Origin of the sequence: Collinsella aerofaciens, from assembly GCF_040915425.1 — a bacterium.
GTDB lineage: Bacteria > Actinomycetota > Coriobacteriia > Coriobacteriales > Coriobacteriaceae > Collinsella > Collinsella aerofaciens_BW.
In genome coordinates, this window is sequence record NZ_JBCPDN010000034.1 from 1 (window position 1) to 23,411 (window position 23,411).

The 23,411-nt window shown below is 60.4% G+C and carries 22 protein-coding genes and 1 rRNA gene; 22 read left to right on the forward strand and 1 reads right to left on the reverse strand.

Translation table 11 applies throughout. The annotated features are described in order from the left end of the window. Positions 1-296 precede the first annotated feature (296 nt). The 18 genes from prfA to AB5164_RS06075 all read left to right on the forward strand — a co-directional run bounded on the left by prfA (position 297) and on the right by AB5164_RS06075 (position 16,977). Positions 297-1,364 carry a peptide chain release factor 1 gene (prfA, locus tag AB5164_RS05990; RefSeq protein WP_035138783.1) on the forward strand — a complete coding sequence of 356 codons (1,068 nt, stop codon included), beginning with the start codon at positions 297-299 and terminating at the stop codon, positions 1,362-1,364. A 637-nt stretch (positions 1,365-2,001) separates the two neighbouring features. Next, the gene (locus AB5164_RS05995) at positions 2,002-3,276 is read left to right on the forward strand and encodes a N5-glutamine methyltransferase family protein (RefSeq protein ID WP_368142943.1); all 1,275 of its coding nucleotides are present in this window, start codon (positions 2,002-2,004) and stop codon (positions 3,274-3,276) included. Between the two features lie 68 nt (positions 3,277-3,344). Continuing rightward, on the forward strand, positions 3,345-3,530 hold the full coding sequence (locus AB5164_RS06000; RefSeq protein WP_152067890.1) for a type II toxin-antitoxin system HicA family toxin: 186 nt from the start codon (positions 3,345-3,347) through the stop codon (positions 3,528-3,530). A gap of 11 nt (positions 3,531-3,541) precedes the next feature. Further along, a complete protein-coding gene (locus AB5164_RS06005) occupies positions 3,542-3,988 on the forward strand; it encodes a type II toxin-antitoxin system HicB family antitoxin (protein WP_118260181.1) in 447 nt (148 codons plus the stop codon). A gap of 134 nt (positions 3,989-4,122) precedes the next feature. Beyond that, positions 4,123-4,866: an L-threonylcarbamoyladenylate synthase gene (locus AB5164_RS06010; RefSeq protein ID WP_368142945.1), complete on the forward strand. Its 744-nt coding sequence runs from the start codon at positions 4,123-4,125 to the stop codon at positions 4,864-4,866. Positions 4,867-4,879: 13 nt separating this feature from the next. Continuing rightward, the gene (glpK, locus tag AB5164_RS06015; protein WP_195544538.1) at positions 4,880-6,421 is read left to right on the forward strand and encodes a glycerol kinase GlpK; all 1,542 of its coding nucleotides are present in this window, start codon (positions 4,880-4,882) and stop codon (positions 6,419-6,421) included. 123 nt (positions 6,422-6,544) lie between these two features. Beyond that, the gene (gene upp, locus AB5164_RS06020; protein WP_040359658.1) at positions 6,545-7,192 is read left to right on the forward strand and encodes a uracil phosphoribosyltransferase; all 648 of its coding nucleotides are present in this window, start codon (positions 6,545-6,547) and stop codon (positions 7,190-7,192) included. A gap of 281 nt (positions 7,193-7,473) precedes the next feature. Then, a complete protein-coding gene (locus AB5164_RS06025) occupies positions 7,474-7,785 on the forward strand; it encodes a hypothetical protein (protein WP_035138788.1) in 312 nt (103 codons plus the stop codon). Positions 7,786-7,788: 3 nt separating this feature from the next. Next, positions 7,789-8,592, forward strand: coding sequence for a F0F1 ATP synthase subunit A (gene atpB / locus AB5164_RS06030; RefSeq protein ID WP_022094263.1), 804 nt, complete (start codon positions 7,789-7,791; stop codon positions 8,590-8,592). 124 nt (positions 8,593-8,716) lie between these two features. Continuing rightward, on the forward strand, positions 8,717-8,911 hold the full coding sequence (locus tag AB5164_RS06035) for an ATP synthase subunit C-like protein (protein ID WP_022094262.1): 195 nt from the start codon (positions 8,717-8,719) through the stop codon (positions 8,909-8,911). 15 nt (positions 8,912-8,926) lie between these two features. Then, positions 8,927-9,529: a F0F1 ATP synthase subunit B gene (atpF, locus tag AB5164_RS06040; RefSeq protein ID WP_271738309.1), complete on the forward strand. Its 603-nt coding sequence runs from the start codon at positions 8,927-8,929 to the stop codon at positions 9,527-9,529. Next, complete coding sequence (locus tag AB5164_RS06045; protein WP_006235713.1) at positions 9,519-9,995, forward strand: F0F1 ATP synthase subunit delta; 477 nt, start codon at positions 9,519-9,521, stop codon at positions 9,993-9,995. The genes atpF and AB5164_RS06045 overlap by 11 nt, the downstream gene beginning before the upstream one ends. Then, positions 9,995-11,593, forward strand: a complete 1,599-nt coding sequence (atpA, locus tag AB5164_RS06050) for a F0F1 ATP synthase subunit alpha (RefSeq protein WP_006235714.1) — start codon at positions 9,995-9,997, stop codon at positions 11,591-11,593. The genes AB5164_RS06045 and atpA overlap by 1 nt, the downstream gene beginning before the upstream one ends. A 5-nt stretch (positions 11,594-11,598) precedes the next feature. Then, the gene (gene atpG / locus AB5164_RS06055) at positions 11,599-12,507 is read left to right on the forward strand and encodes an ATP synthase F1 subunit gamma (RefSeq protein WP_055310126.1); all 909 of its coding nucleotides are present in this window, start codon (positions 11,599-11,601) and stop codon (positions 12,505-12,507) included. After that, on the forward strand, positions 12,507-13,961 hold the full coding sequence (gene atpD / locus AB5164_RS06060; RefSeq protein ID WP_006235717.1) for a F0F1 ATP synthase subunit beta: 1,455 nt from the start codon (positions 12,507-12,509) through the stop codon (positions 13,959-13,961). Before atpG ends, atpD begins: the two co-directional genes overlap by 1 nt. Before the next feature lie 3 nt (positions 13,962-13,964). Then, positions 13,965-14,357, forward strand: coding sequence for an ATP synthase F1 subunit epsilon (atpC, locus tag AB5164_RS06065; protein WP_006235718.1), 393 nt, complete (start codon positions 13,965-13,967; stop codon positions 14,355-14,357). Between the two features lie 88 nt (positions 14,358-14,445). Then, entirely contained in the window at positions 14,446-15,729 is a 1,284-nt protein-coding gene (murA, locus tag AB5164_RS06070; protein WP_368142948.1) for a UDP-N-acetylglucosamine 1-carboxyvinyltransferase, read from the forward strand. Between the two features lie 12 nt (positions 15,730-15,741). Then, positions 15,742-16,977 carry an LCP family protein gene (locus AB5164_RS06075; RefSeq protein WP_368142949.1) on the forward strand — a complete coding sequence of 412 codons (1,236 nt, stop codon included), beginning with the start codon at positions 15,742-15,744 and terminating at the stop codon, positions 16,975-16,977. A gap of 350 nt (positions 16,978-17,327) precedes the next feature. On the opposite strand, the gene pepT is transcribed toward AB5164_RS06075, so the two are convergent. Next, positions 17,328-18,575 (reverse strand): peptidase T, encoded by a 1,248-nt coding sequence (gene pepT, locus AB5164_RS06080; protein WP_368142951.1) that lies wholly within the window; start codon positions 18,573-18,575, stop codon positions 17,328-17,330. A 120-nt stretch (positions 18,576-18,695) separates the two neighbouring features. Here pepT and AB5164_RS06085 point away from each other — a divergent pair, with 120 nt between their 5' ends. The 4 genes from AB5164_RS06085 to AB5164_RS06100 form a co-directional block, all read left to right on the forward strand. Beyond that, positions 18,696-19,118, forward strand: a complete 423-nt coding sequence (locus tag AB5164_RS06085) for a metal-dependent transcriptional regulator (protein WP_040359600.1) — start codon at positions 18,696-18,698, stop codon at positions 19,116-19,118. A 10-nt stretch (positions 19,119-19,128) separates the two neighbouring features. Further along, entirely contained in the window at positions 19,129-20,022 is an 894-nt protein-coding gene (locus AB5164_RS06090) for a homocysteine S-methyltransferase family protein (RefSeq protein WP_006235725.1), read from the forward strand. Between the two features lie 157 nt (positions 20,023-20,179). Beyond that, positions 20,180-21,580, forward strand: coding sequence for a phosphoglucomutase/phosphomannomutase family protein (locus tag AB5164_RS06095; protein ID WP_368142953.1), 1,401 nt, complete (start codon positions 20,180-20,182; stop codon positions 21,578-21,580). Between the two features lie 405 nt (positions 21,581-21,985). Continuing rightward, positions 21,986-23,411, forward strand: a 16S ribosomal RNA gene (locus AB5164_RS06100); the annotation flags it as partial.

Below are 23,411 nucleotides of genomic sequence, written 5' to 3' on the forward strand. Positions count from 1 at the left end.
GGTATCGGGTTCCCACATTCATCCGTACATGTACGGATGAATGTGGGAGGTGTTCGGATAAAGTCGATAATCAAGGTCAGGTTTGTTTGCACCAATCATTCCGTGCGGGTTATATGCAGGTTTGCCTGGGCACGCTATCATGTTTGGGTTAGACCGCAACTATGTACCCCATACGCGAAGGGATGCGCATGTATCTGAAGATCGACATGTTCTAGCCGGGCTTACCCCCGCAGTGGCGCCGCGCGCCCCATCAACTCTGCCGATTTTCACCTTCACGCATATAAAGGAGTCCCGCCATGCGCGACAAGCTCGAAAAGATTATCAAGGCCTACGAGGAGCTCGAGAAGAAGCTTTCCGACCCGGCCGTCGCCTCCGATATCAAGGAGTTCACGCGTCTCAACAAGGAGTACGCGCACCAGTCCGACCTCATCGCCGCCTCGCGCGAGTACATCGGCGCGCTCGATGACATCGAGGCTGCCAAGGAAATGCTGCACGATACCACCGATGCCGATGAGAAGGAGATGCTCCAGATGGACATCTCCGAGAACGAGGCCAAGCTTCCCCAGCTCGAGGAAGACATCAAGTACATGCTCATCCCGAGCGACCCCAACGACGACAAGAACACCATCGTCGAGATTCGCTCCGCCGCCGGTGGCGACGAGGCGGCCATCTTCGCCGGCGACCTGTACAAGATGTATCAGCGCTTTTGCGAGTCGCGCGGCTGGAAGACCACCGTGCTCGATTCCAGCCCCAGCGAGGCCGGCGGCTTTAAGTCCATTGAGTTCAAGGTCGAGGGCGACCGCGTCTACTCCGTCATGAAGTACGAGTCCGGCGTGCACCGTGTCCAGCGCGTCCCCAAGACCGAGTCCCAGGGCCGTATCCAGACCTCCACGGCAACTGTCGCCGTGCTTCCCGAGGCCGAGGAGATCGACGTCCAGATCAACCAGTCCGACCTGCGCATCGACACCTACTGCGCCTCCGGCCCTGGCGGTCAGTGCGTTAACACCACTTATTCCGCCGTCCGCATCACCCACCTGCCCACCAACACCGTGGTGCAGTCGCAGGAGCAGCGCTCCCAGATCCAGAACCGCGAGGTCTGCATGCAGATGCTGCGTGCCCGTCTGTACGAGATGGAGCTCGAGAAGCAGCAGGCCGAGCTCGGTGCCGAGCGCCAGAGCCAGATCGGCCATGGCAACCGTTCCGAGAAGATCCGTACCTACAACCAGCCCCAGGACCGCGTGACCGATCACCGCATCGGCTTCAACTCCACCTACAACGGCGTCCTTCTGGGCGATCAGCTCGGCACCGTGATCGAGGCACTCGCCGCCGCCGAGCGAGCCGAGAAGCTGGCGCAGGCTGTGTAGTGGGTTACGCGGTTTTGCCAAACCGCGTAACGGCTTGACGCTGCGCGCCGCCCAGAGCGACAATTTGTCATTCAAAAGGCAAGGCATGACCAGAAGGTCTATGCCTTGCCTTTTTCATGCCAACTTGTTCGCTCTGGACGTCGCTCGCTGTCCGTCCTCTGCCTGCGGCGTTGCCTTGCTCCGGATGCGGTATGCTCAACCTGTGGCGCCTTAGATGTAGTCATTGGGGACGTTCTTAAATGACTGGGTTGAGTAAAATACTTTTCGAGTTTATTTAATCTGCTTTGTTAGAAATTAAGCTGTCTACCTGCTCAAAGTAATTAACAGTCTTCATCTGATATTGAAAATATTGCTCGAAAAATCGTTCAAGAAGTCGCGGGGCGATTTTTGATGGGTCGCGCGTCAAGCGATGTGGCAAGTTCTTGGTTAGATATTGGTCAGTTTTGGGGCAACCTTGCCAAAAGCTTGACGGATGCAGATTTAGACGTCGACGAATGAACACTTCGATTGCGATTCAAGCAAAATTCTGGGCTGATTCTCGATAATCGCTTCCAATCGTCCCTTGCCGCGTGCCGCCCTCGCGTACAATCTGCTCCGACATTCGCGCGCCGTCCGGCGCTTAAGAGGGGAGGGCCCCATGGCAAACGAGATTTGGACCATCAAGCGTTGTCTCGAGTGGACCAAGGAGTACCTGGCCGAGCGCGGCGAGGAGCACCCCCGTCTTTCTGCCGAGTGGCTGCTCTGCGCTGCCACGGGTTTGGCACGCATCGACTTATATATGCGCATGGACGAGACGCTTAACGCGGCTCAGCTCGAGACCATGCACGCGGCCGTTGTTCGTCGCGCTAAAGGTGAACCGCTGCAGTACATCACCGGCAGCACGCAGTTTCGCATGATCGACGTCACGTGCGCCCCCGGCGTGCTCATTCCGCGTCCCGAGACCGAGATGCTCGTCGAGGAAGTCCTCAATTATCTGGATGCCGAGGTGCTGAGCCCCGAGGCTGCTGCCCGTCAGCGTGTTGAGCTGCCTTGGAACGATGAGGTCGAGGAGGCACGCAAGGCTGAGGCCGCGCTGGCAGACGAACGCGCGGCCGCCGAGCGCCGTGCCGCCAACCTGACGGCCGCCGATGAGGCTGCGCTGGGTAGCGACGTGCTCGGCAGCCGCGCCTATGCCGAGGAACTGGCCGACCGCGAGGCCGAGGAAGCCGCCGCGCAGGCAGCAGAAGCCGAAGCGGCAGAAGCAGAGGCCATGGAAACCCCCGAGCCCGAGCTCGACGAATACGGCATCGCCATTGAGGACAACGACCAACAGGCGACTCCCGCGCAAGATGCCGCCGAGGCCAACGTATCTGCCCCAGCCGAGCCCCGCACTGCCCGCGTTCTCGAGGTCGGCTGCGGCACGGGCTGCATTTCGCTCTCCCTTGCCTGGGAGCGCCGCGGGCACGTTACCTGCACTGCTACCGATATCGAGCCGCGCGCCATCGACCTTGCTGCCAAAAACCGCGATGCGCTTGGCCTCACGTCCGACGAGGTCGCCTTCAGCCTCACGAACCTGGTGAGCTCCATCCCCCGCGAGGAGTGGGGCACCTTTGACGTGCTCGTCTCCAACCCGCCTTACATTCCGACCGACGTTATGCGCTCGCTGCCGCACGAGGTCAAGGATTTTGAGCCCGACCTGGCGCTCGAGGGCGGCGCCGACGGCCTCGATATCTTCCGCCGCCTGCTCAATGCGGCGCCTTACATGCTGCGCGCCGGCGGCCTGTTTGCCTGCGAGCTCTACGAGGGTGCCCTCGATGCCGCGGCCGAGCTCTGTCGCCAGGCAGGCCTTTCGGACGTGCGTATCGTCCATGACCTCACCGATCGCCCCCGCATCGTCCGAGCCATCGTCACCGAGCCCAAACAGCGCCAGTAATATTTATTAACTGGTTAGCAAAAATTATAAAGTAGTTTATAATTAGGACGGCTGAAAGAGGTCGGCCCATGCAACCTCCTACCTTTCGGGAAATCATTGCCCTACTCAAGCACGATGGATTCGTGAAGGTCGCGCAAGTCGGTAGTCATGCTAAGTATGTTTCTGGTGACCGTGTTGTCACCGTGAACGGCTCTGGTGGTGATCGACCAAAGAAGGGCACGTGGGCAAGTATTCGTCGCCAAGCTGAATGGTAGTTGGAGGCAAAATGAGGCAGCGATTTACCTATGACTGCGTTCTCATAAAAGAAGACGACGGTTACTGCGCCAGTTTCCCGCAGATTCCCGGCGCCTTTGCCGATGGCGATACGCGCGAAGAAGCGATTGCCCATGCCACCGAGGCACTGATGGCGTTTTTGGCCGACGACCTCAACAACGGTTTGACTCCGGCAGGGTACGAACGCTCGGCCGAGGTCGTGGCCCTTTCAGTCGAAATCGACCACGAGGACGCTCGGGAAGCGGCGTGCCGAACATTTAAAGACGCAGCGCTGGACCTCAAAGTCTCCGCTCCGCGGATTACCGCGCTGGTCAAAGCCGGAAAGCTCGATGTTGAACTTGTCGACGGCCGTCGGATGATAACGATAGACAGCATCGAGCGCTACGCCGCCCAAGAACGCCACGCCGGCAGGCCAAAGAAGTTCGTCGCAGTCCAATAACCCCCTCACTTTCACCGACTACTAGAGCCGCTCACCAAACCAACATGCGCTCTGGGCAAATAGGTTGAACGTTTCGTGCGAGAATGCCCCACAGTAAACAAACTTGCACCAGAGCGTAAGGGGCTGGCATACACATGCAGACGGTCTATCGGGTATATGAGGGAACGCGCGAGCCGCATCGGCTTGCCGTCGAGCGCGCGGCCGAGGTGCTCGGCCGCGGCGGCCTGGCGCTGATCCCGACCGAGACGGTTTACGGTGTCGCCGTGGCGGTCAACGCCTTCTCGGACGCCGTGCCCCAAGATACAGGCGAATTCCCATCGTGGCCGCGCGATCCGCAGGCTGCCGTCAATGGCGCCGCGGTCCCTGCGCTCGGTACCGGCTACCGCCGTATCTTCACTCTCAAGCAACGTGAACTCACGCAAACCGTCGCTTGGCTGGTCGATGGTGTCGAGGCGCTCGACTGCTATGGCGTGGATATCCCGGAAGATGCCCGCGTACTTGCGCGACGATGCTGGCCGGGCGCCCTGACTATCGTGGTCAAGGCGGCTCCCTGCGTGCCGACCTTTATGCGTGCTGCCGACGACACCGTGGCCCTGCGCGCTTCGGCCTCTCCCGTGGTCCAAGCGCTCATCCGCGCCTGCGGCAGTCCCCTTGCCTGCACGAGCGCCAACACACACGGCGCGCCCTCGCCGGCAAGCTTTGCCGCCGTCGAAGGTCGCATCCTGGAGGGGGTCGATGTTGCCGTCGACGCCGGCGAGACCCCGTGTCGCGACGCCTCGACCATCGTGTCGTTCCAGCACGGCGGGCTCCAGATCCTGCGCCAAGGTGCACTTCCCGCATCAGAGATCGAACGGGTCCTGTCCGACCCGATGCAATAGAAAGGTGTAAGCGATGTCGTTGAATCTGGGCAGCCTGGGCATGGAAGATGCCTCGTTTAACTTTGGCGGTTCCTACATCATGGCGCTCGACTGCGGCACCACCTCGGTACTTGCGACCATCGTCGACGAGTACGGCTGCATCGTCGCGCAGGCACGTCGTAGCGTCAAAACCAGCTTCCCGCGTCCCGGTTGGATAGAGCAAGACCCCATGGAGGTGCTTGCCAGCCAGATCGGCGTGATGATGGAGGTCCAGTTTAAGAGCGGCATCCATTCTGACCGCATCGCCGCCATCGGTATCTCCAACCAGCGCGAGACCACGGTGGTGTGGGACCGCATAAGCGGCCAACCCATCTATAACGCCATCGTGTGGCAATGCCGTCGCACCGCACCTCTGATCGACGAGCTGGTCGAGCGGGGCGCAGAAGAGCTGGTGCGCTCCCGCACGGGACTCACGCTCGATCCGTATTTCTCGGCTTCCAAGGTGCAGTGGATCCTCGACAACGTCGACGGTGCGCGTGAGAGCGCGGCGGCGGGCGACCTCATGTTCGGCACCATCGACACCTGGCTCATCTACAACCTCACCGGCAGTCAGGTCTTTGCCACCGACTACACCAATGCCAGCCGCACGGCGCTCTTTAATATCCATACGCTCGATTGGGACGACGACCTGCTGGCGCTCTTTGACGTTCCGCGTTCCATGATGCCCGAGGTTCGTTGGAGCTCGGGCGACTACGGCCGCGTCGCGAGCGACATCATGACCAACATGCCGCCCATCATGGGCGTGGCGGGCGATCAGCAGGCGTCGCTGTTCGGCCACTGCTGCTTCCATCCCGGCCAGACCAAAAACACCTATGGCACGGGTTGCTTTATGCTCATGAACACCGGCGACGAGGTCGTCGAATCCAAGAACGGTCTGGTCTCCACGATCGGTATCGCCGCGGACGGCAAGATCAGCTATGCGCTCGAGGGTTCTATCTTTGCCGCCGGCTCAACCATGAACTGGCTGCGCAACAACATGGGCATCATCTCGAGTGTGAGCGAGTCCGCGCAACTCGCCGCTTCGATCAACGACAACGAGGGCTGCTACTTCGTCCCCGCCTTCGCTGGCCTGGGCGCTCCCTGGTGGGATCCGCATGCCCGCGGTATCGTGTGCGGCCTGACCGGTGCTTCGAGTCGCGCGACCATTGTGCGTGCGGCCTGCGAGTCCATGGCCTACCAGAGTTATGACGTGCTGCGCGCCATGGAGCAGGACGTGGGACTTTCGATTGAGCGCCTGTCCGTCGATGGCGGCGCCTCACGCAACGAGTTCATCATGCAATTCCAGGCCGACCTGCTGGATATCCCCGTGCTGCAATGCGAGACGGTGGAGACCACGGCAATCGGTGCCGCGTACTTGGCGGGTCTTGCCGTCGGCTATTGGGAAGACCTTGAAGAGCTGGAGCAAAATGCCCAGATCGTTAGGACCTTCCTTCCCCATATGTCCGCCGAGCGTCGCGAGCAAAACCTTGCGGGCTGGCGTGATGCAGTCAAGCGCTCGCTCAGTGCTGCACAGTAGGGCTGCGATGGGCTGCTCGATACAACAAACCGCTAAACTTATGCATGGCGTGCGGCGGCAACATTGCTGCGCGCCTTGTCAGCAAGGCCGTTTTGCGGCCGCAACGAAAGGGGCAATCAACCCATGACCGTCACCTACGATGCGTCCCGTGTGACGCTTGTCGATCATCCGCTCGTCCAGCACAAGCTGTCGATCCTGCGCGACAAAAACACCGGCACCAACCAGTTCCGCCAGCTTGTGCGCGAGCTCGCACTTTTTGACGGCTACGAGGCCATGCGCGACCTGCCCATGGAAGACGTCGAAGTCGAGACCCCCATCACCACCGCAACGTTTAAGCAGCTTGCCGGCAAGAAACTCGCCATCGTGCCCATCCTGCGTGCGGGCCTTGGCATGGTCGACGGCATCCTCGACCTGGTGCCCTCCGCTCGCGTGGGCCACATCGGTATGGAACGCGACGAGGTCACCCACGAGCCGCATGAGTATTACTGCAAGATGCCTAAGGATATCGACCAGCGCATCTGCCTGGTTGTCGACCCCATGCTCGCCACGGGCGGTTCGGCTGAGATGGCCATCAGCTACCTGCGCGAGCGCGGTGTCAAGGATATCCGCATGCTGTGCATCGTCGCCGCGCCCGAGGGCCTCAAGTCACTGACCGAAAAGGACCCCGACGTACATATTTATACGTGCGCCATCGACGACCATCTCAACGAGGCCGCCTACATCGTTCCCGGCCTGGGCGACGCCGGCGACCGCATCTACGGCACGCTCTAGTCGCTGGGCTAAGACGGCCGCGGCTGCAAATACGAAGAAACGGTGCGCGCGGTCGAACAAAAGGCGACCGCGCGCACTCCTGTTAACGGACGTTTTGCGCTGAGGGGTTCGAAAAAACGTATTACCGTACCTGCGGCATAAAGAAGGCCTTAAGAAAACGTACAGGTGCGTATTAACCGTTTGTTTTACGGTTGTACTTTAGCGATTGGCTCGTACAATAGTCACCAATGTTTGGCGGGAACTGTCCTGTGAGGCGATAAAAAAGGAAAGTGAGGACGCCAGTGTTTCAGATAGCCGATCTGCTCGCTATCGTTGCAGGTGCCATCGCGGGCGCGATTGCCTTCCTTCCCTTTGTCTTTACGCTCAAGCCGGTTCTTGACGATAAGCAGAATGCGGACATGCTCAAGGGTATGGTGAGTCTGGCGGTCTCGGCAATCGCTCTGCTCGTCTTTACCTTGGTTGTGTTTGTGTTGTTCGGAGAGGCATTTCGCATGTTCCTCCTGGGCGAGGCGATCGGCTTCGTGGCTTTTATGGCCGCCTGCGCGGTTCGCGTCGCCAAGGCGCTACGAGATCCTCATGAGGTCGAAAGGTAAGTCGTGGAAATTTTTGAAAAGCTGCCTGATGAGATTAATCATCTGGTCAGCGAGTTCAGCTCCACCCCTGTCGTGGGCGATCTGAGCTGCGGCATCACGCAGTACTCGTTTTGGCTGATCGTCTCCACGATCGTGCTCCTGATCGTCCTGGCCGTGTTCAAGAAGAAGCAGACCCTGGTCCCCAAGGGCTTCTTCGTCAACGGTTTCGAGTACATCATCGAGTACGTCGAGAACGATATCGGCAAGGGCGTCGTGGGTGAGAACTGGAAGAAGCACTTCCCGTTCCTGTGCTCGCTTTTCCTGTTCATCCTGATCAATAACATGATCGGCCTGATCCCGGGAATGAAGCCCGGCACCGGTGCAATCGGCTCCACCGCCGCGCTCGCCATCTTCGCCTTCGTGTACTTCATCTACTACGGATGCAAGGCTCACGGCGTGATCGGCTACATCAAGAGCCTCGCTCCGCAGGGCGTGAGCTTCCCGATGAACGTGCTCGTGTGGGTCGTCGAGCTTTTCTCGACCTTCCTGCGCCTCATCACGCTCGCCGTCCGTCTGTTCTGCAACATGTTCGCAGGACACGTGGTCATGGGCTCGTTCGCCATCATGGCGAGCATGTTCATGCAGCCGCTGCTTCAGCAGGTTTCCGCGGCCCACGCCGTCGGCGCCCTGCCTTCGCTGGCCTGGCTTGCCATTCTCATCCTGATCTATGCGATCGAGCTTGTGGTCGGCGCCATCCAGGCTTACGTCTTCACGGTCCTTACCGCCGTGTATGTCTCCGAGGCAGAGGAGGTCGCGGAGGAGGAGTAGTCTTCCGTTCGCGCCTTAAAGGTAAGGCAATTCGTTAAACCGCCGGTGCCCGTACCCATGGAGCCCGGCAGTTATAAAAAGGTTATCCTGCGTGAAATAAGACACGCACGACAAAGGAGGAATCGTGGGAGTTATCGGTTACGGTCTCGGTGTTATCGGCGCTGGTCTTGCTATCGGCCTGTCTGCTCTGGGTGCTACGGGTGCTATGGCCCGTCAGCCTGAGGTCCAGGGCCGCGTGTTCACCGTCTTCATCATGGGCTCCGCTTTCGGCGAGGCTCTGGCTCTGATCGGCTTCGTTGTCGCGCTGATCGTTAAATAGCACGGAGCGTCAAGTATGAATCTTTCATCCCAGAAGAGCGCGATCGCACTCTCCGCGTCCGCGGCCGCGCTGCTCATGCCGGTTTCCGCGTTCGCCGAGGACGGCGCCGCCGGTGCGGACATCCTCATCCCTAAGATGGCGGAGTTCATCCCGGCGCTTATCGCCTTCCTGATTATCTGGATCGTGCTGGCCAAGGTCGCCCTGCCGGGCATCATGAAAACCATGGAGGAGCGCGGCAAGAAGATCGAGGAGAGCCTCGACGAGGCCGAGAAGACCAAGCAGGAGGCTATCGCCAAGCGCGCTGAGTCCGACTCGATCGTCACCGACGCCCGTCGTCAGGCTGCCGACATCGTTCTCGAGGCCCGTAAGGACGCCGAGTCCGAGCGTGCCCGTATCATCGAGGCTGCTCACAAGGAGGCCGAGGAGATCATCGCCAAGGCCCATACGACCGTCGAGGACGAGCGCAAGACCATCTACGCCGGTGCCGCGAGCTCCATCGCCGACCTGTCCGTTGCCGTCGCCACCAAGATCGTGGGCGAGGCACTCGAGGACGATGCCGAGCAGAAGAAGCTCATCGAGCGCTACATCCAGGAAGCAGGTAGCCTGAATGCCGACTAGCCGCTATCAGGACAAGGTGCTCGAGACCTACGCGCGTTCCCTTTTGGAAGCCGCCAAGGCCGAGAACCATGTGTTCGAGGACCTCGAGATGATCGAGCGCTTGGCTTCTGCCAGCCCCGAGATCATCGCCGTGCTCGACACCATGTCCAAGCGCGACCAGCTCGACCTTCTTCCCAAGGTGGCAGCTGCCTTTAAGTATGTTGCCGAGGAAGACGAGGATGTAGTGGGCGTGACCGTCACCACGGCGATCCCGCTCGACGACGAGCTGCGTCAAACCATCACTAAGAAATGCGAGCAGGACTTCGGCCGCAAGGTATTCCTTATCGAGCAGGTCGACCCGTCTATCGTGGGCGGCCTGGTGCTCGAGGCCCGCGGCGAGCGTCGTGACATTTCCGTCAAGACGCAGCTGCGCATCGCGCAGGAGACCCTCGCAAACTCTGCTAATTCGTACGGAGGTGAAGCCTAATGTCCGAAACCCTCAATGCCCAGGATATCGCCAAGAAACTGCAGGAGCAGCTCACGAGCCTCTCCGCGACGGTCGATACGCATGAGGTTTCAACGGTCGACGAGGTAGGCGACGGCATCGCGCGCGTCTCCGGCCTTAAGAGCGCCATGGCAGGCGAGCTTCTGGAGTTCAAGAGCTCCGATACCGGTGAGACCGTCTTCGGCCTTGCCCAGAACCTTGACCGTGACGAGGTCGGCGCCGTTCTGTTCGGTGCCGTCGACTCCATCAAGGAAGGCGACGAGTGCCGCACCACTGGCCGCGTTATGGATATCCCCGTGAGCCGTGCCATGCTCGGCCGCGTCGTCAATCCGCTCGGCCAGCCCATCGACGGCCTGGGCGACATCGTCGCTACGCACCGTCGCCCCATCGAGTTCAAGGCTCCCGGCGTCATCGATCGTACCCCGGTGTGCGAGCCGGTTCAGACCGGTCTGCTCGCTATCGACTCCATGGTGCCTATTGGCCGCGGTCAGCGTGAGCTCATCATCGGCGACCGTAAGACCGGTAAGACCGCCATCGCCATCGACGCTATCCTCAACCAGCGCGGCAAGGGCATGGTCTGCATCTATGTCGCCATCGGCCAGAAGGCCTCCACGGTTGCCAACATCCGTGAGACCCTCGCTCAGCACGGTGCGCTCGACTACACCATCATCGTTTCGGCCACTGCTGCCGATTCCGCCCCTATGCAGTACATCGCGCCTATGGCCGGTGCCGCTATTGGCGAGTTCTTCATGTACAACGGCGAGGACGGCAAGCCCGCCAGCGAGACCAACCCCGGCGGCCACGTGCTCGTCATCTACGACGACCTGTCCAAGCAGGCTGTGGCTTACCGTCAGATGTCTCTGACGCTGCATCGTCCGCCCGGACGCGAGGCCTATCCTGGCGACATCTTCTACCTGCACTCTCGTCTGCTCGAGCGTGCAGTCAAGATGTCCAAGAAGAACGGTTATGGCTCCATGACGGCTCTTCCGATCATCGAGACCCAGGACGGCGACGTCTCGGCCTACATTCCGACCAACGTCATTTCCATTACCGATGGTCAGATCTACCTGCAGTCCGAGCTCTTCTTCCAGGGCCAGCGCCCGGCAGTCGACGTGGGCATTTCCGTGTCCCGCGTCGGTGGCGACGCGCAGACCAAGGCCATGAAGCAGGTCGCCGGCAACCTCCGTCTGGACCTTGCTTCGTACCAGGAGCTCGCCGGCTTCACGCAGTTCGGCTCCGACCTCGACGAGGCCACGCAAAAGCAGCTTACCCACGGCGCTCGCATGACTGAGCTCCTTAAGCAGCCGCGTTACAAGCCGTTTGAGGTTGGCGAGCAGATCGTTACGCTGTTCGCTGGCAACGAGGGCTTCCTGGATGACCTGGAGATCGCCGACGTGCTGCCTTTCCGTGCCGAGCTTATCGAGTACATGGACAATGGCTTTGGCTCGCTGCTCGACAAGGTTCGCGCCAAGAAGATCGATGATGACACCAAGGCTGAGCTCTTGCGCGTCATCGGCGACTTCAAGCAGCAGTTCATGGCCAAGCACCATTCGGATGTTTCTGGATCAGAGGAGAACTAAGCCCCATGGCCAACCTTCGCGACATTAAGAAGCGAATCTCCTCGGTTACCACGACCAAGCAGATCACGCGCACGATGGAGATGGTCTCTACGGCCAAGATCCGTCGTGCTCTCGATCGCTCCAAGCAGGCCGAGCCCTATAAGGAGGCGCTGACCGACGTCATGTTGACGGTCGCCGGCGACGCCTCCTGTTCGGGCACCGATCCCATGCTGCAGAAGCATGAGAGCGTCAAGCATGGCCTGATTGTCGTTATTGCCTCGGACCGCGGCCTTGCCGGCGGTTTCAATACGACGGTGGAGCGCACGGCCGAAAAGCTCGCCGCTTCTTGGGCGAACGACGGCATCGAGTGCGAGATCATCGCGTGTGGGCGCAAACCGGCCACGTATTTCCGTGACCGCGAAAACGTCGTCATGCACTTTGAGGGCAACTCCTCTGAGCCCGATTTCAATCAGGCCCGCATGATCTCCTCTCATATCTGCGATGCGTATCGTGCCGGTGAGCTTGACCGTGTCGAGCTTGTCTACCACCACGCCAAGAACCGCGTGGATCAGGAGCTTCGCGTCGAGCATCTGTTGCCGCTCGACCCCGAGATGATCGCTATGGCCCACGGTCCGCGTAAGAACGAGACCGACGCCCCTAAGCGCATCTCGTCCACGTTCGAGTTCGTGCCCTCTCCCGAGCATGTTCTCGGCAAGCTTGTGCCGTCTTATATCCTGACGGTCATCTACCAGGCCCTGATCGATTCGGCGGCTGCCGAGCAGGGTGCACGCCGCAAGGCCATGCACTCCGCGACGGAAAACGCCACCGCGATCATCTCGACCCTTACCCGCACGTATAGTCGCGTGCGCCAGGCTTCGATCACGACCGAGATTAACGAGATCGTCGGCGGAGCCTCAGCATTGGAGGAACAGTAATGGCTAATAACACCGTAAAGCTTGCGGTCGAGGAAGCCACCAAGAAGACGACTGCCGGTGATGGTCGCATCGTGCGAATCATCGGCCCTGTCGTCGACGTCAAGTTTGACGGCGCGGTGCCCCCGATCTACAACGCGCTCACGGTCGAGGCCGAGACCCCGATCGGTCACCTGAGCACGATCCTCGAGGTCGAGAGCCAGCTTCCGGGCGGCGTCGTCCGCACGGTCGCCATGTCCTCGACCGACGGCCTGCAGCGCGGCCTCATCGCCACCGATACCGGTGAGCCCATGAAGATGCCCGTTGGTCCCAAGACGCTCGGCCGCATTTGGAACGTCATGGGCAAGCCCGTCGACGGCAAGCCCATGCCCGAGGTGGAGGAGTTCTACCCCATCCACCATGCAGCGCCCCGTTTCGACGAGCTCACCACCAAGACCGAGATCTTCGAGACCGGCATCAAGGCCGTCGACCTGCTCGAGCCCTACATCCGTGGCGGCAAGACGGGCCTGTTCGGCGGCGCCGGCGTCGGCAAGACCGTTCTGATTCAGGAGCTCATCAACAACCTCGCCCAGGAGCACGGCGGCACCTCGGTGTTCACCGGCGTCGGCGAGCGTACCCGCGAGGGCACCGACCTGTTCCTCGAGATGAGCGAGTCTGGCGTTATCGACAAGACCTGCTTGGTCTATGGTCAGATGAACGAGCCGCCCGGAGCGCGTCTGCGCATCGGTCTGGCCGGCCTTACTACCGCTGAGTATTTCCGTGATCGTGGCCAGGACGTTCTGCTGTTCATCGACAACATCTTCCGCTTCTCCCAGGCAGGTTCCGAGGTTTCCGCACTGCTGGGCCGTATGCCGTCCGCCGTTGGTTACCAGCCCACGCTGGCAACCGAGATGGGCGACCTCCAGGAGCGCATTACCTCGACCAAGACGGGCTCCATTACCTCCGTCCAGGCTGTCTACGTCCCCGCAGACGACCTGACCGACCCGGCGCCTGCCACAACGTTTACGCACCTCGACGCCACCACGGTTCTTTCGCGTAGCATTTCGTCGCTCGGCCTGTTCCCGGCTATCGACCCGCTCGCATCTTCCTCCGACGCTCTCGATCCCTCGATCGTCGGCGAGGAGCACTACCGTGTCGCCGTCAAGGTCCAGGAGCTCCTGCAGGAGTACTCCGACCTTCAGGACATCATCGCCATTCTGGGTATGGACGAGCTGTCCGAGGAGCAGCGCCTTACGGTCAACCGTGCCCGTAAGATTCAGCAGTTCCTCTCGCAGTCCTTCCACGTCGCCGAGAAGTTCACCGGCAACCCCGGTGTCTACGTCCGCGTCGAGGATACCGTCCGCTCCTTCGCCGAGATTGTCGACGGCAAGGCCGATGACCTGCCCGAGCAGGCTTTCCGCTATGCTTCCACGATTGAGGACGTGCGCGAGCGCGCCCGCAAGATGGGGGAGAAGTAGGTTATGCGTATCCGCATCGTGTGCCCCGTGAGCTGCGCCTATGAGGGCGACGCTGCGTTTGTGTCGATTCCGTCCACGGATGGCGAGTTTGGCGTTCTGCCTGCTCACTCCAGCGAGATCTGCACGATCGACCGCGGTTACGTTCGCGTTTCCGATAAGGCCATGGGCACTGTCGACCACACGTTTGCCGTGGCCGGCGGCTATGCCCAGGTTGCGGACGATGTCGTGACCGTTCTCGCCGAGCGCGCTTGCGATTTGGCGACCGTCGATGCCGACAAGCTTAAAGCTGATATTCAAGGTTTTGAAGAGAAGCTGGGTAATTTGTCGGAGGATGATGCACGCCGCGCCTACCTCTATAATGAAATCGCATGGTGTAAGCTCAAGCTTGCCCAATAGTCAAACGATTTAGCGTTCGACCATTTGCGAACACATCATGCCCGGGATGGCCCAGCCATCCCGGGCATGCTTTTTGAAAGGGTAGACCTTGGATATTATCCGCGTTGAGGGTGGCCACGCCATCGGAGGCTCCGTGCCCGTTTCGGGCGCCAAGAACTCCGCGCTCAAACTCATGGCGGCAACGCTTCTGGCGCCGGGCAAGACGACGCTGCAGAACGTGCCCGATATTTCCGATGTCCACGTGATGGGCAAGGTGCTCAAGGGTATGGGCGCCACAATCGATGTCCTTGACGAGCATACGCTCGAGATTGATACCTCTCAGGTCGATTCTTGGGAGGCCCCCTACGAGCTCGTTGCCAAGATGCGTGCTTCCACAGCCGTGATGGGACCCCTGCTGGGTCGCTTCCATCGCGCCAAGATCGCCATGCCGGGCGGCTGCAACCTGGGTGCTCGCAAGATCGATATGCACATTCTTGGTCTTGAGGCCCTGGGCGTTGAGTTCGATACCGCCCACGGCTACATCAACGCTAATGCGCCCCAAGGTCTGCGCGGTACCACCGTCACGCTCGAGTTCGCCAGCGTCGGTGCGACCGAGAACCTCATCATGGCATCCGTGCGCGCGCAGGGCACCACGGTTATCGACAATGCCGCCCGCGAGCCCGAGATCGTCGATCTCGCCAACATGCTCAACGAGATGGGCGCCAAGATTGTCGGCGCGGGTACGCCCGTCGTGACCATCGAGGGCGTGGAAGAGCTGCATCCTGTTACCCATCGCGTAGTGGGCGACCGCATCGAGGCCGGTACCTTTATCGTTGCCGGTGCGTTGATGGCCGACGATCGCGGTGTCGATGTCACGGGCTTTTGCCCCATTCACTTGGGCATGGTGCTCAAGAAGATGGAGCTCATGGGTATCGACTGCGAGCGCATCGAGGATGGCGTCCATGTAAACCGTGCCGAGCGTATCAAGCCGGTCGACATCCAGACGCTTCCGTTCCCCGGCTTCCCGACGGACATGCAGGCGCAGATTATGGTGCTCTCCGCCCTTGCCGACGGCAGTTCCGTTATTACCGAGAACATCTTCGAGAATCGCTTTATGTTTGCCTCTGAGCTGGTGCGCATGGGTGCCGACATTCGTATCGAGAGCCATCATGCCATGATTCATGGCGTTAAGGGCTTCTCGGGTGCACAGGTTACCTCGCCCGATCTGCGTGGCGGAGCGGCCCTCGTCGTAGCGGGCTTGATCGCCGACGGGACGACCGAGGTTTCGGCCATCCATCACATCAAGCGCGGCTACGAGCAGTTTGTCGAAAAGCTGCAGGCGCTCGGCGCGCATGTCGAGCATGCTTCCGTCCCCGATCCCGTCATCTACTAATACAGGTTGCCTATGTTTAATAAAAAGCCCCTCGCGGATACCGCCGCCCGAAGACCCTCAACTGGTGCGCAGGCCAAGATCTACAGTCGCGATAACGTGGCTCGCTATTCCGAGCGCGCTCGTCAACGTCGTCGTAGCCACACGATTCGTCACGTCGCGCTCATTGTCGTGCTTGGTGTGCTGCTGAGTGCCACTACCGCTGCCGGCCTGTGGTTTGCCACCATTATGGGCAAGCTCGGCGATTCTAATGTCATTACCGACAATCTGTGTCGGGTTCTGGTTGACACCGATGAGGCAAAGGATCCGTTCTACGTGCTGCTTCTTGGCACCGACGGCCGTCCGGGCGAGGATACGTATCGTGCCGACTCGATTATCCTGGCACGCATCGACCCCACGCAAAAACAGGCGACGCTCATTTCCGTTCCGCGCGACACCAAGGTCGAGTACAAGGGCGAGACCATGAAGATCAACGCCTGCCATACCGTTGGCGGCGCCGAGGCCATGGTCGAGGCGGTCAACGAGCTGTGCGGTGTTCAGATTTCCCACTATGCCGAGGTCAGCTTCGACGGTATGCAGGCGCTGATTGATTCGGTTGGCGGTATCGACATTAACGCAACCGATGATGTTGACGACCCCGAGCACCTGGATATTAAGATTACCGCTGGCCAGCAGCATATGGACGGTGCCACCGCCCTTACCTATGCCCGCTGCCGCTACACCTATGCCGACGGCGATTACACGCGCATGCGCCACCAGCGTCAGGTGCTTGGCGCCCTTGCCAACCAGATTCTCAATAACTTCGATGCCACGAAGATCTTTGGCCTGGTTAATTCGCTGTCCGATATGCTCGTAACTGATATGAGCGTTCAGGATATCGTGGCTACGGTCAACGCCATGCGCGGTATGGATGTCGACGGTATCTACTCGGCCAACCTGCCCTCGTACGCCGACGACAGCACCATGATCGACGGTGTGAGCTACGTCTTTGTCTACGAGGACGAGCTCAAGGAAATGATGGAGCGCGTCGATGCCGGCAAGGATCCCAAGGGTCCCAACACCATGGGTCTTTCCGACGGTTCCAGCCCTACGATCGGCGACCTGAACAACAACACGTCTGACGATTACGCAAACGGTACCGCAACCTCATCGGTCAGCTCTGACGATTCCGATGACTCAAGCGATTCAAGCGATTCGGACTACTACGAAGAGCCCACCGGCGACGGCAACGGCTACGAAGCCAACTACTAAGTTACGCGGTTTTACCAAACCGCGTAACCGCTTGACGCTGCGCGCCGCCCAGAGCGACAATTTGTCATTCAAAAGGCAGGGCATGACCAGAAGGTCAATGCCCTGCCTTTTTCATGCCAACTTGTTCGCTCTGGACGTCGCTCGCTGACGTTGATTCAACCAGCGATGTCGTCACTTGCAGTTGGGTAGTCCACTTGGCACTTGGGGACGTTCCTTATGTGCCGGCAGTTTGGGACACTCCTTGCGTTAAGAGGCTGGCGTGCGTCAACCTGTTCTCGTTGCAGCAAAAAAATCGCCCCGTTCTCGGTTGAGGACGGGGCGATTCGTCTTTTGGGCTTATGCAGCCAGGCTTATGCAAAGCGGGCGACGAGCTCCTGGAGCACGTCGGTCATCTTGACGAGCGAGCTGACCGGGACGAACTCGTTGACGCCGTGGTAGCAATAGCCGCCGGTGGAAAGGTTGGGGCAGGGCAGACCGCGGAACGACAGCTGGGCGCCGTCGGTGCCGCCACGAATCGGCAGCACTTGGGGCTCAACGCCGCAGGCAAGGTAGGCTTCCTTGGCAACATCAATAAGCTCGGGATAGTCACGAACGATCTCGGCCATATTTCGATACTGTTGCTTAATCTCGACCGTCACGCGCTCCTCACCCAGACGCTGGTTGAGTATCGAGGCGGCGGCATCAATAAGGTCGAGTTTCTGCTGGAACTTGGCGGCGTCATGGTCGCGGACGATATAGCGCGCTGTGGCGTGATCGACGGTCGCAGATACACCCTCAAGGTGATAAAAGCCCTCGTAGCCTTCCGTATACTCCGGGCGCTGCACGTAGGGGAGCAACGCGTTGAAGTCGCAGAACAGATTGCCTGCGTTGACCATACGGCCCTTAGCGTCGCCCGGGTGGATGGACTGGCCCTCAAAGCGGACGGTCGCCTCGGCGGCGTTAAAGCACTCCCACTCCAGCTCGCCGATGGGGCCGCCGTCGACCGTGTAGGCGTACTTGCAGCCAAAGGTATCGATATCCAACAGCTCGGCTCCGTGGCCGATCTCCTCGTCAGGGCAGAAGCAAATGCCGAGTGCGGGATGGGGCAGAGAAGGGTCCTGAGCGATACGCGCGACAAGCGACATGATCTCGGCGACGCCCGCCTTGTCGTCCGCGCCCAGCAGCGTGGTGCCATCGCTGCAGACCAGGTCCTCACCCGCGAGGTCATTCAGGGCGGGAAGCTTGGCGGTACCCATGGCAACGGGCTTACCGTCAACCGTGCCGCAGACCAGGTCGCCGCCTTCGTAGTGTACGATGTGCGGCTTCACGCCGGCGCCCGGTGCAACTTCGGTGGTGTCGAGATGGGCGATCAGGCCCAGGGCGGGCTTGTCCTCAGCGCCCGCACTTGCGGGGATATGCGCGCAGACATAGGCGTGCTCGGTCACGTGGGCATCTTCCGCACCAAGCTCGCGCAGCTCTTCAGCCAGCACGTTGGCAAGGTCAAACTGAACGGCGCTCGAGGGTACCTGGTCGCAGTTTGCATCCTCGGACTGCGTGTTGATCTGGACGTAGCGCAAAAAGCGTTCGAGGACATCGGGGCTCGTGGTGGTGTTTTCCATAAAGACCGCTCCAATCTTGGTCGTCGTGTGCAACAAGAACTCTAGCACGGTATGCCACGGCATACCACGACGCTTGGATGGGGTAGAATCAGCCATTGAATGCAGAAGGGACGGAAGATCATGGATACGACAAATAGCTCGCGCGAACTACATCTGACGGTGGCGAACGAAGACTACTTGGAGTGCATGGTTCGCATTGAAAGCGAAGAGGGGGAAACCAACGGCGTGCGATCGGTCGACATCGCGCAGCGCCTTGGCGTCTCCAAGGCATCGGTCAATAAAGCGGTTTCGGCGCTCAAGGCATCCGAGCTTGTCGAGCAATCGCACTACGGCAAGGTGATCCTGACCGATCGCGGCCGCGAGGTTGGCACGGCTATCTGGTACCGTCATCGCCTCATCCGCACGTTTTTGGTTCAGGAGCTCGGTGTCGAATTTGAGCGAGCCGATTCCGAGGCCTGCATGATGGAGCATGCGCTATCCGAGGACACGATGAGCCGCTGGCTCGCCTATCTCGAAAAGCAGGGAATCAGCGTCGAGGAATAGCGGGATATATATGGATACGAGTTATTACAACCGCTTTGGTGCCGAGGAACTTACGCGCCGCTTGTCGAGCGAGACCTTGTTGGCGCAGGGCCCCATGGGCAGTGTTCTGTTGAGTGAGTACGATGCTGCCGACATTCCACCGGCGTTTTGGAATCTGGCAGAGCCGCAGACCGTTTCTCGTATCCATCGCTTGTATGTCGCCGCCGGCGCGCAGGTGCTCATTACCAATACCTTTCAGGCATCGAGCTATGCCCTCAAGCACGACCAGATTGCGCCGTCCGTGGCGGAGGTCAATCGCGGGGCCGTCGACGATGCCCGCCAGGCGCACCCTCAGCTACTGCTGGGCTCAATGGGCCCGATCGGTATTGAGTGGTTTGCCGAGGACTCTGTCGAGTATCGTGAAATCCGCGGCATTGCGCGCGAACAGGCGCACGCCTTGCTCAATGCTGGTGTTGACGGTCTGCTGATCGAGACGGTGACGTCTATCCGTAATCTGCAGCCCATGCTTGCCGGCGCCCGAGATGCCGCCGACGGCATGCCTGTTCTGGTGAGTTTTGTCGTTGACGATAAAGGCGACCTGCTGGGCGATGGCCTCAACATCGAGGCAGCCGTTTTGTACGCCGAAAAACACGGCGCAAATTCGGTTGGTGTTAATTGCTGTTCGCTTGCGGCCGCGAACGCGGCGGTGCCCAGGATGGTTGCATCGGCGACTACTCCCGTCACGGTGCGTCCCAACGTAGGCGATCCGGTCCAGACTCAGGATGGCCCCGTATGGCACGAGAACCCCGAAGCTTTCGCGCGCGCATGCATCGAATGGAGACATGCCGGTGCCGCAATGGTGGGCAGTTGCTGTGGAACCACGGCAATCACTACGGCCGCGATGGCCGAGGCGCTCGATATATAAAGGGCAAACCGCTCCATACGGGGCGGTTTTTTTATTGCTTGCATGTCCTCGGCAGCATTTGCCCAAATGGTGAATGCTGGTGCCGGCAGGTTGCCGAGTGCATGTTGCGGGTATACCCCATGCGTACCATGATCCAAACACTGTGAGGTGTCTGCGCGTGTGCGCGATAATTCATTTTGGAACTGACGGTTGGCGCGCTCGCGTCGATGAGGACTTCACTGCCGATAACGTTGCCCGTATCGCCGATGCCGTCGGCGAGTTGTGGCAAAAGACCAATCCGGGCAAAACGGTATATATAGGGTTCGACACCCGGCCCCTGGCGAGCGAGTTCGCTGAGCTTGCGGCGGGCGTGCTAGCAGCGCACGGGCTGGACGCCGTGCTCGCTTCGCGACCTGTTCCGACCCCTGCCCTTACGTGGGCGGCGGCTTATGACGGTGAGGCGTGCGGCGCGCTCATGGTGACGGGGTCCCATCATCCGCAGGGTTATCTGTGCCTCAAGATTCGCATGGGTGACGGCTCGACCGCCAACCAGGATGTCATCGAAGAGCTCGAAGAGACCATGGCTCCCGAGCCAATGGAGATCGAGGGGCAATATCGCACCGCAGATATCATTCCAGACTATATGCAGGCGGTGGCATCGTTTGTCGATGCCGAAGCCATCCGTGCCGCGCACTTGCGCGTGGTTGTCGATCCCATGGGCGGCGCAGCCCAGGGCTATCTAGCCGACTTGCTGCGCGAGCTTGGCGTTGAGGTGCACGAGATTCACGCCGGGCGGGCGTCTGACCAAGAAGATATCTGCCCCGACCCCGTTGAGCCTTGGGTGGACGCTTGCGAGCACACGGTTATCGAGGACGGAGCTTGCGCTGGCCTGGTGACCGACGGCGACGCCGACCGTATCGGTGCGGTTGACGAGCGCGGCAGATATATACATCCGCATCAGATCATGGCGCTCGTTTTGGGCGACTTGGTTCAATTTCGTAATTTGGAGGGGCGCGTCGTCGTCAATCTTTCATGCTCGACGCTCGTGCGTCGCATTGCCGAGGCGCTTGGCTGCCGCGTGACCGTCAAACCAGTCGGTTTCAAATATATAGCGGCGGAGATGAAGAAGGGCGGCGTCCTCATAGGCGGCGAAGAAGCCGGTGGTATCGGCATCGCCGCACATATGCCCGAGCGCGATGGAATCCTCGCCTGTCTGATTCTGTGTGAGCTTATGGCAAAGACGGACGCGCCTTTGGGCGTTCTGGTCGACCAACTCGAGGACAGTTTTGGTAAGACGAGTTACGGTCGACGCGATTTACGCCTTGAGGCCGAAGATGCCGAAACGTTACGAACCCTGCTGCCGGGCGTAAACCCCAAGTCGATTTGTGGCAAGGTGCCGCAAAACGTTAGTCATATGGATGGCTTGCGTTTGGCATTCGAGGATGACACGTGGCTGCTGGTCCGTCCTAGTGGGACCGAACCAGTGGTGCGCGTCTACGCCGAGGGGTTCTCGGTGGAAGAACGCGATGAGTTGCTCGATGCTGGCTGTGCTTTAGCTAGGGGGACGTATCCGCTTTAACCATGAGACTGCCTTATATAAAGAGATGCTCGGCGAGCGGTAGGTAACGGCTGGCAAACGTTAGTCGAATCCCATGATGTGTAGGAAATGTGTACGCACAGATTCCCGCCCCCCGGGCCCCTCCGGTCTGGCAATATATCTCCTTGCCGCGCGGCCCGGTGGAACCGGATCGGCCGCGGGGCGTGCACCTTGAGAACCGGATACTGCGAGGATGGACACACAAGCTGTGTCGCATCCGGGCAGACATCGAACCATTTGAAATGGTCTAACTTGGATTTGTTTTTCGCAAGGCCGCCGAGAGGCGGCCCCGAGAAATTCCTTTTCCTATACTAAAACCATATGAATCGAACGGAACCGATCAGCTAATAGTTGTGAGGACCGGACGGGCTCGAAGCCCATATATTTTGGACGGAGAGTTCGATCCTGGCTCAGGATGAACGCTGGCGGCGCGCCTAACACATGCAAGTCGAACGGCACCTATCTTCGGATAGAAGCGAGTGGCGAACGGCTGAGTAACACGTGGAGAACCTGCCCCCTCCCCCGGGATAGCCGCCCGAAAGGACGGGTAATACCGGATACCCCCGGGCGCCGCATGGCGCCCGGGCTAAAGCCCCGACGGGAGGGGATGGCTCCGCGGCCCATCAGGTAGACGGCGGGGTGACGGCCCACCGTGCCGACAACGGGTAGCCGGGTTGAGAGACCGACCGGCCAGATTGGGACTGAGACACGGCCCAGACTCCTACGGGAGGCAGCAGTGGGGAATCTTGCGCAATGGGGGGAACCCTGACGCAGCGACGCCGCGTGCGGGACGGAGGCCTTCGGGTCGTAAACCGCTTTCAGCAGGGAAGAGTCAAGACTGTACCTGCAGAAGAAGCCCCGGCTAACTACGTGCCAGCAGCCGCGGTAATACGTAGGGGGCGAGCGTTATCCGGATTCATTGGGCGTAAAGCGCGCGTAGGCGGCCCGGCAGGCCGGGGGTCGAAGCGGGGGGCTCAACCCCCCGAAGCCCCCGGAACCTCCGCGGCTTGGGTCCGGTAGGGGAGGGTGGAACACCCGGTGTAGCGGTGGAATGCGCAGATATCGGGTGGAACACCGGTGGCGAAGGCGGCCCTCTGGGCCGAGACCGACGCTGAGGCGCGAAAGCTGGGGGAGCGAACAGGATTAGATACCCTGGTAGTCCCAGCCGTAAACGATGGACGCTAGGTGTGGGGGGACGATCCCCCCGTGCCGCAGCCAACGCATTAAGCGTCCCGCCTGGGGAGTACGGCCGCAAGGCTAAAACTCAAAGGAATTGACGGGGGCCCGCACAAGCAGCGGAGCATGTGGCTTAATTCGAAGCAACGCGAAGAACCTTACCAGGGCTTGACATATGGGTGAAGCGGGGGAGACCCCGTGGCCGAGAGGAGCCCATACAGGTGGTGCATGGCTGTCGTCAGCTCGTGTCGTGAGATGTTGGGTTAAGTCCCGCAACGAGCGCAACCCCCGCCGCGTGTTGCCATCGGGTGATGCCGGGAACCCACGCGGGACCGCCGCCGTCAAGGCGGAGGAGGGCGGGGACGACGTCAAGTCATCATGCCCCTTATGCCCTGGGCTGCACACGTGCTACAATGGCCGGTACAGAGGGATGCCACCCCGCGAGGGGGAGCGGATCCCGGAAAGCCGGCCCCAGTTCGGATTGGGGGCTGCAACCCGCCCCCATGAAGTCGGAGTTGCTAGTAATCGCGGATCAGCATGCCGCGGTGAATGCGTTCCCGGGCCTTGTACACACCGCCCGTCACACCACCCGAGTCGTCTGCACCCGAAGTCGCCGGCCCAACCGAGAGGGGGGAGG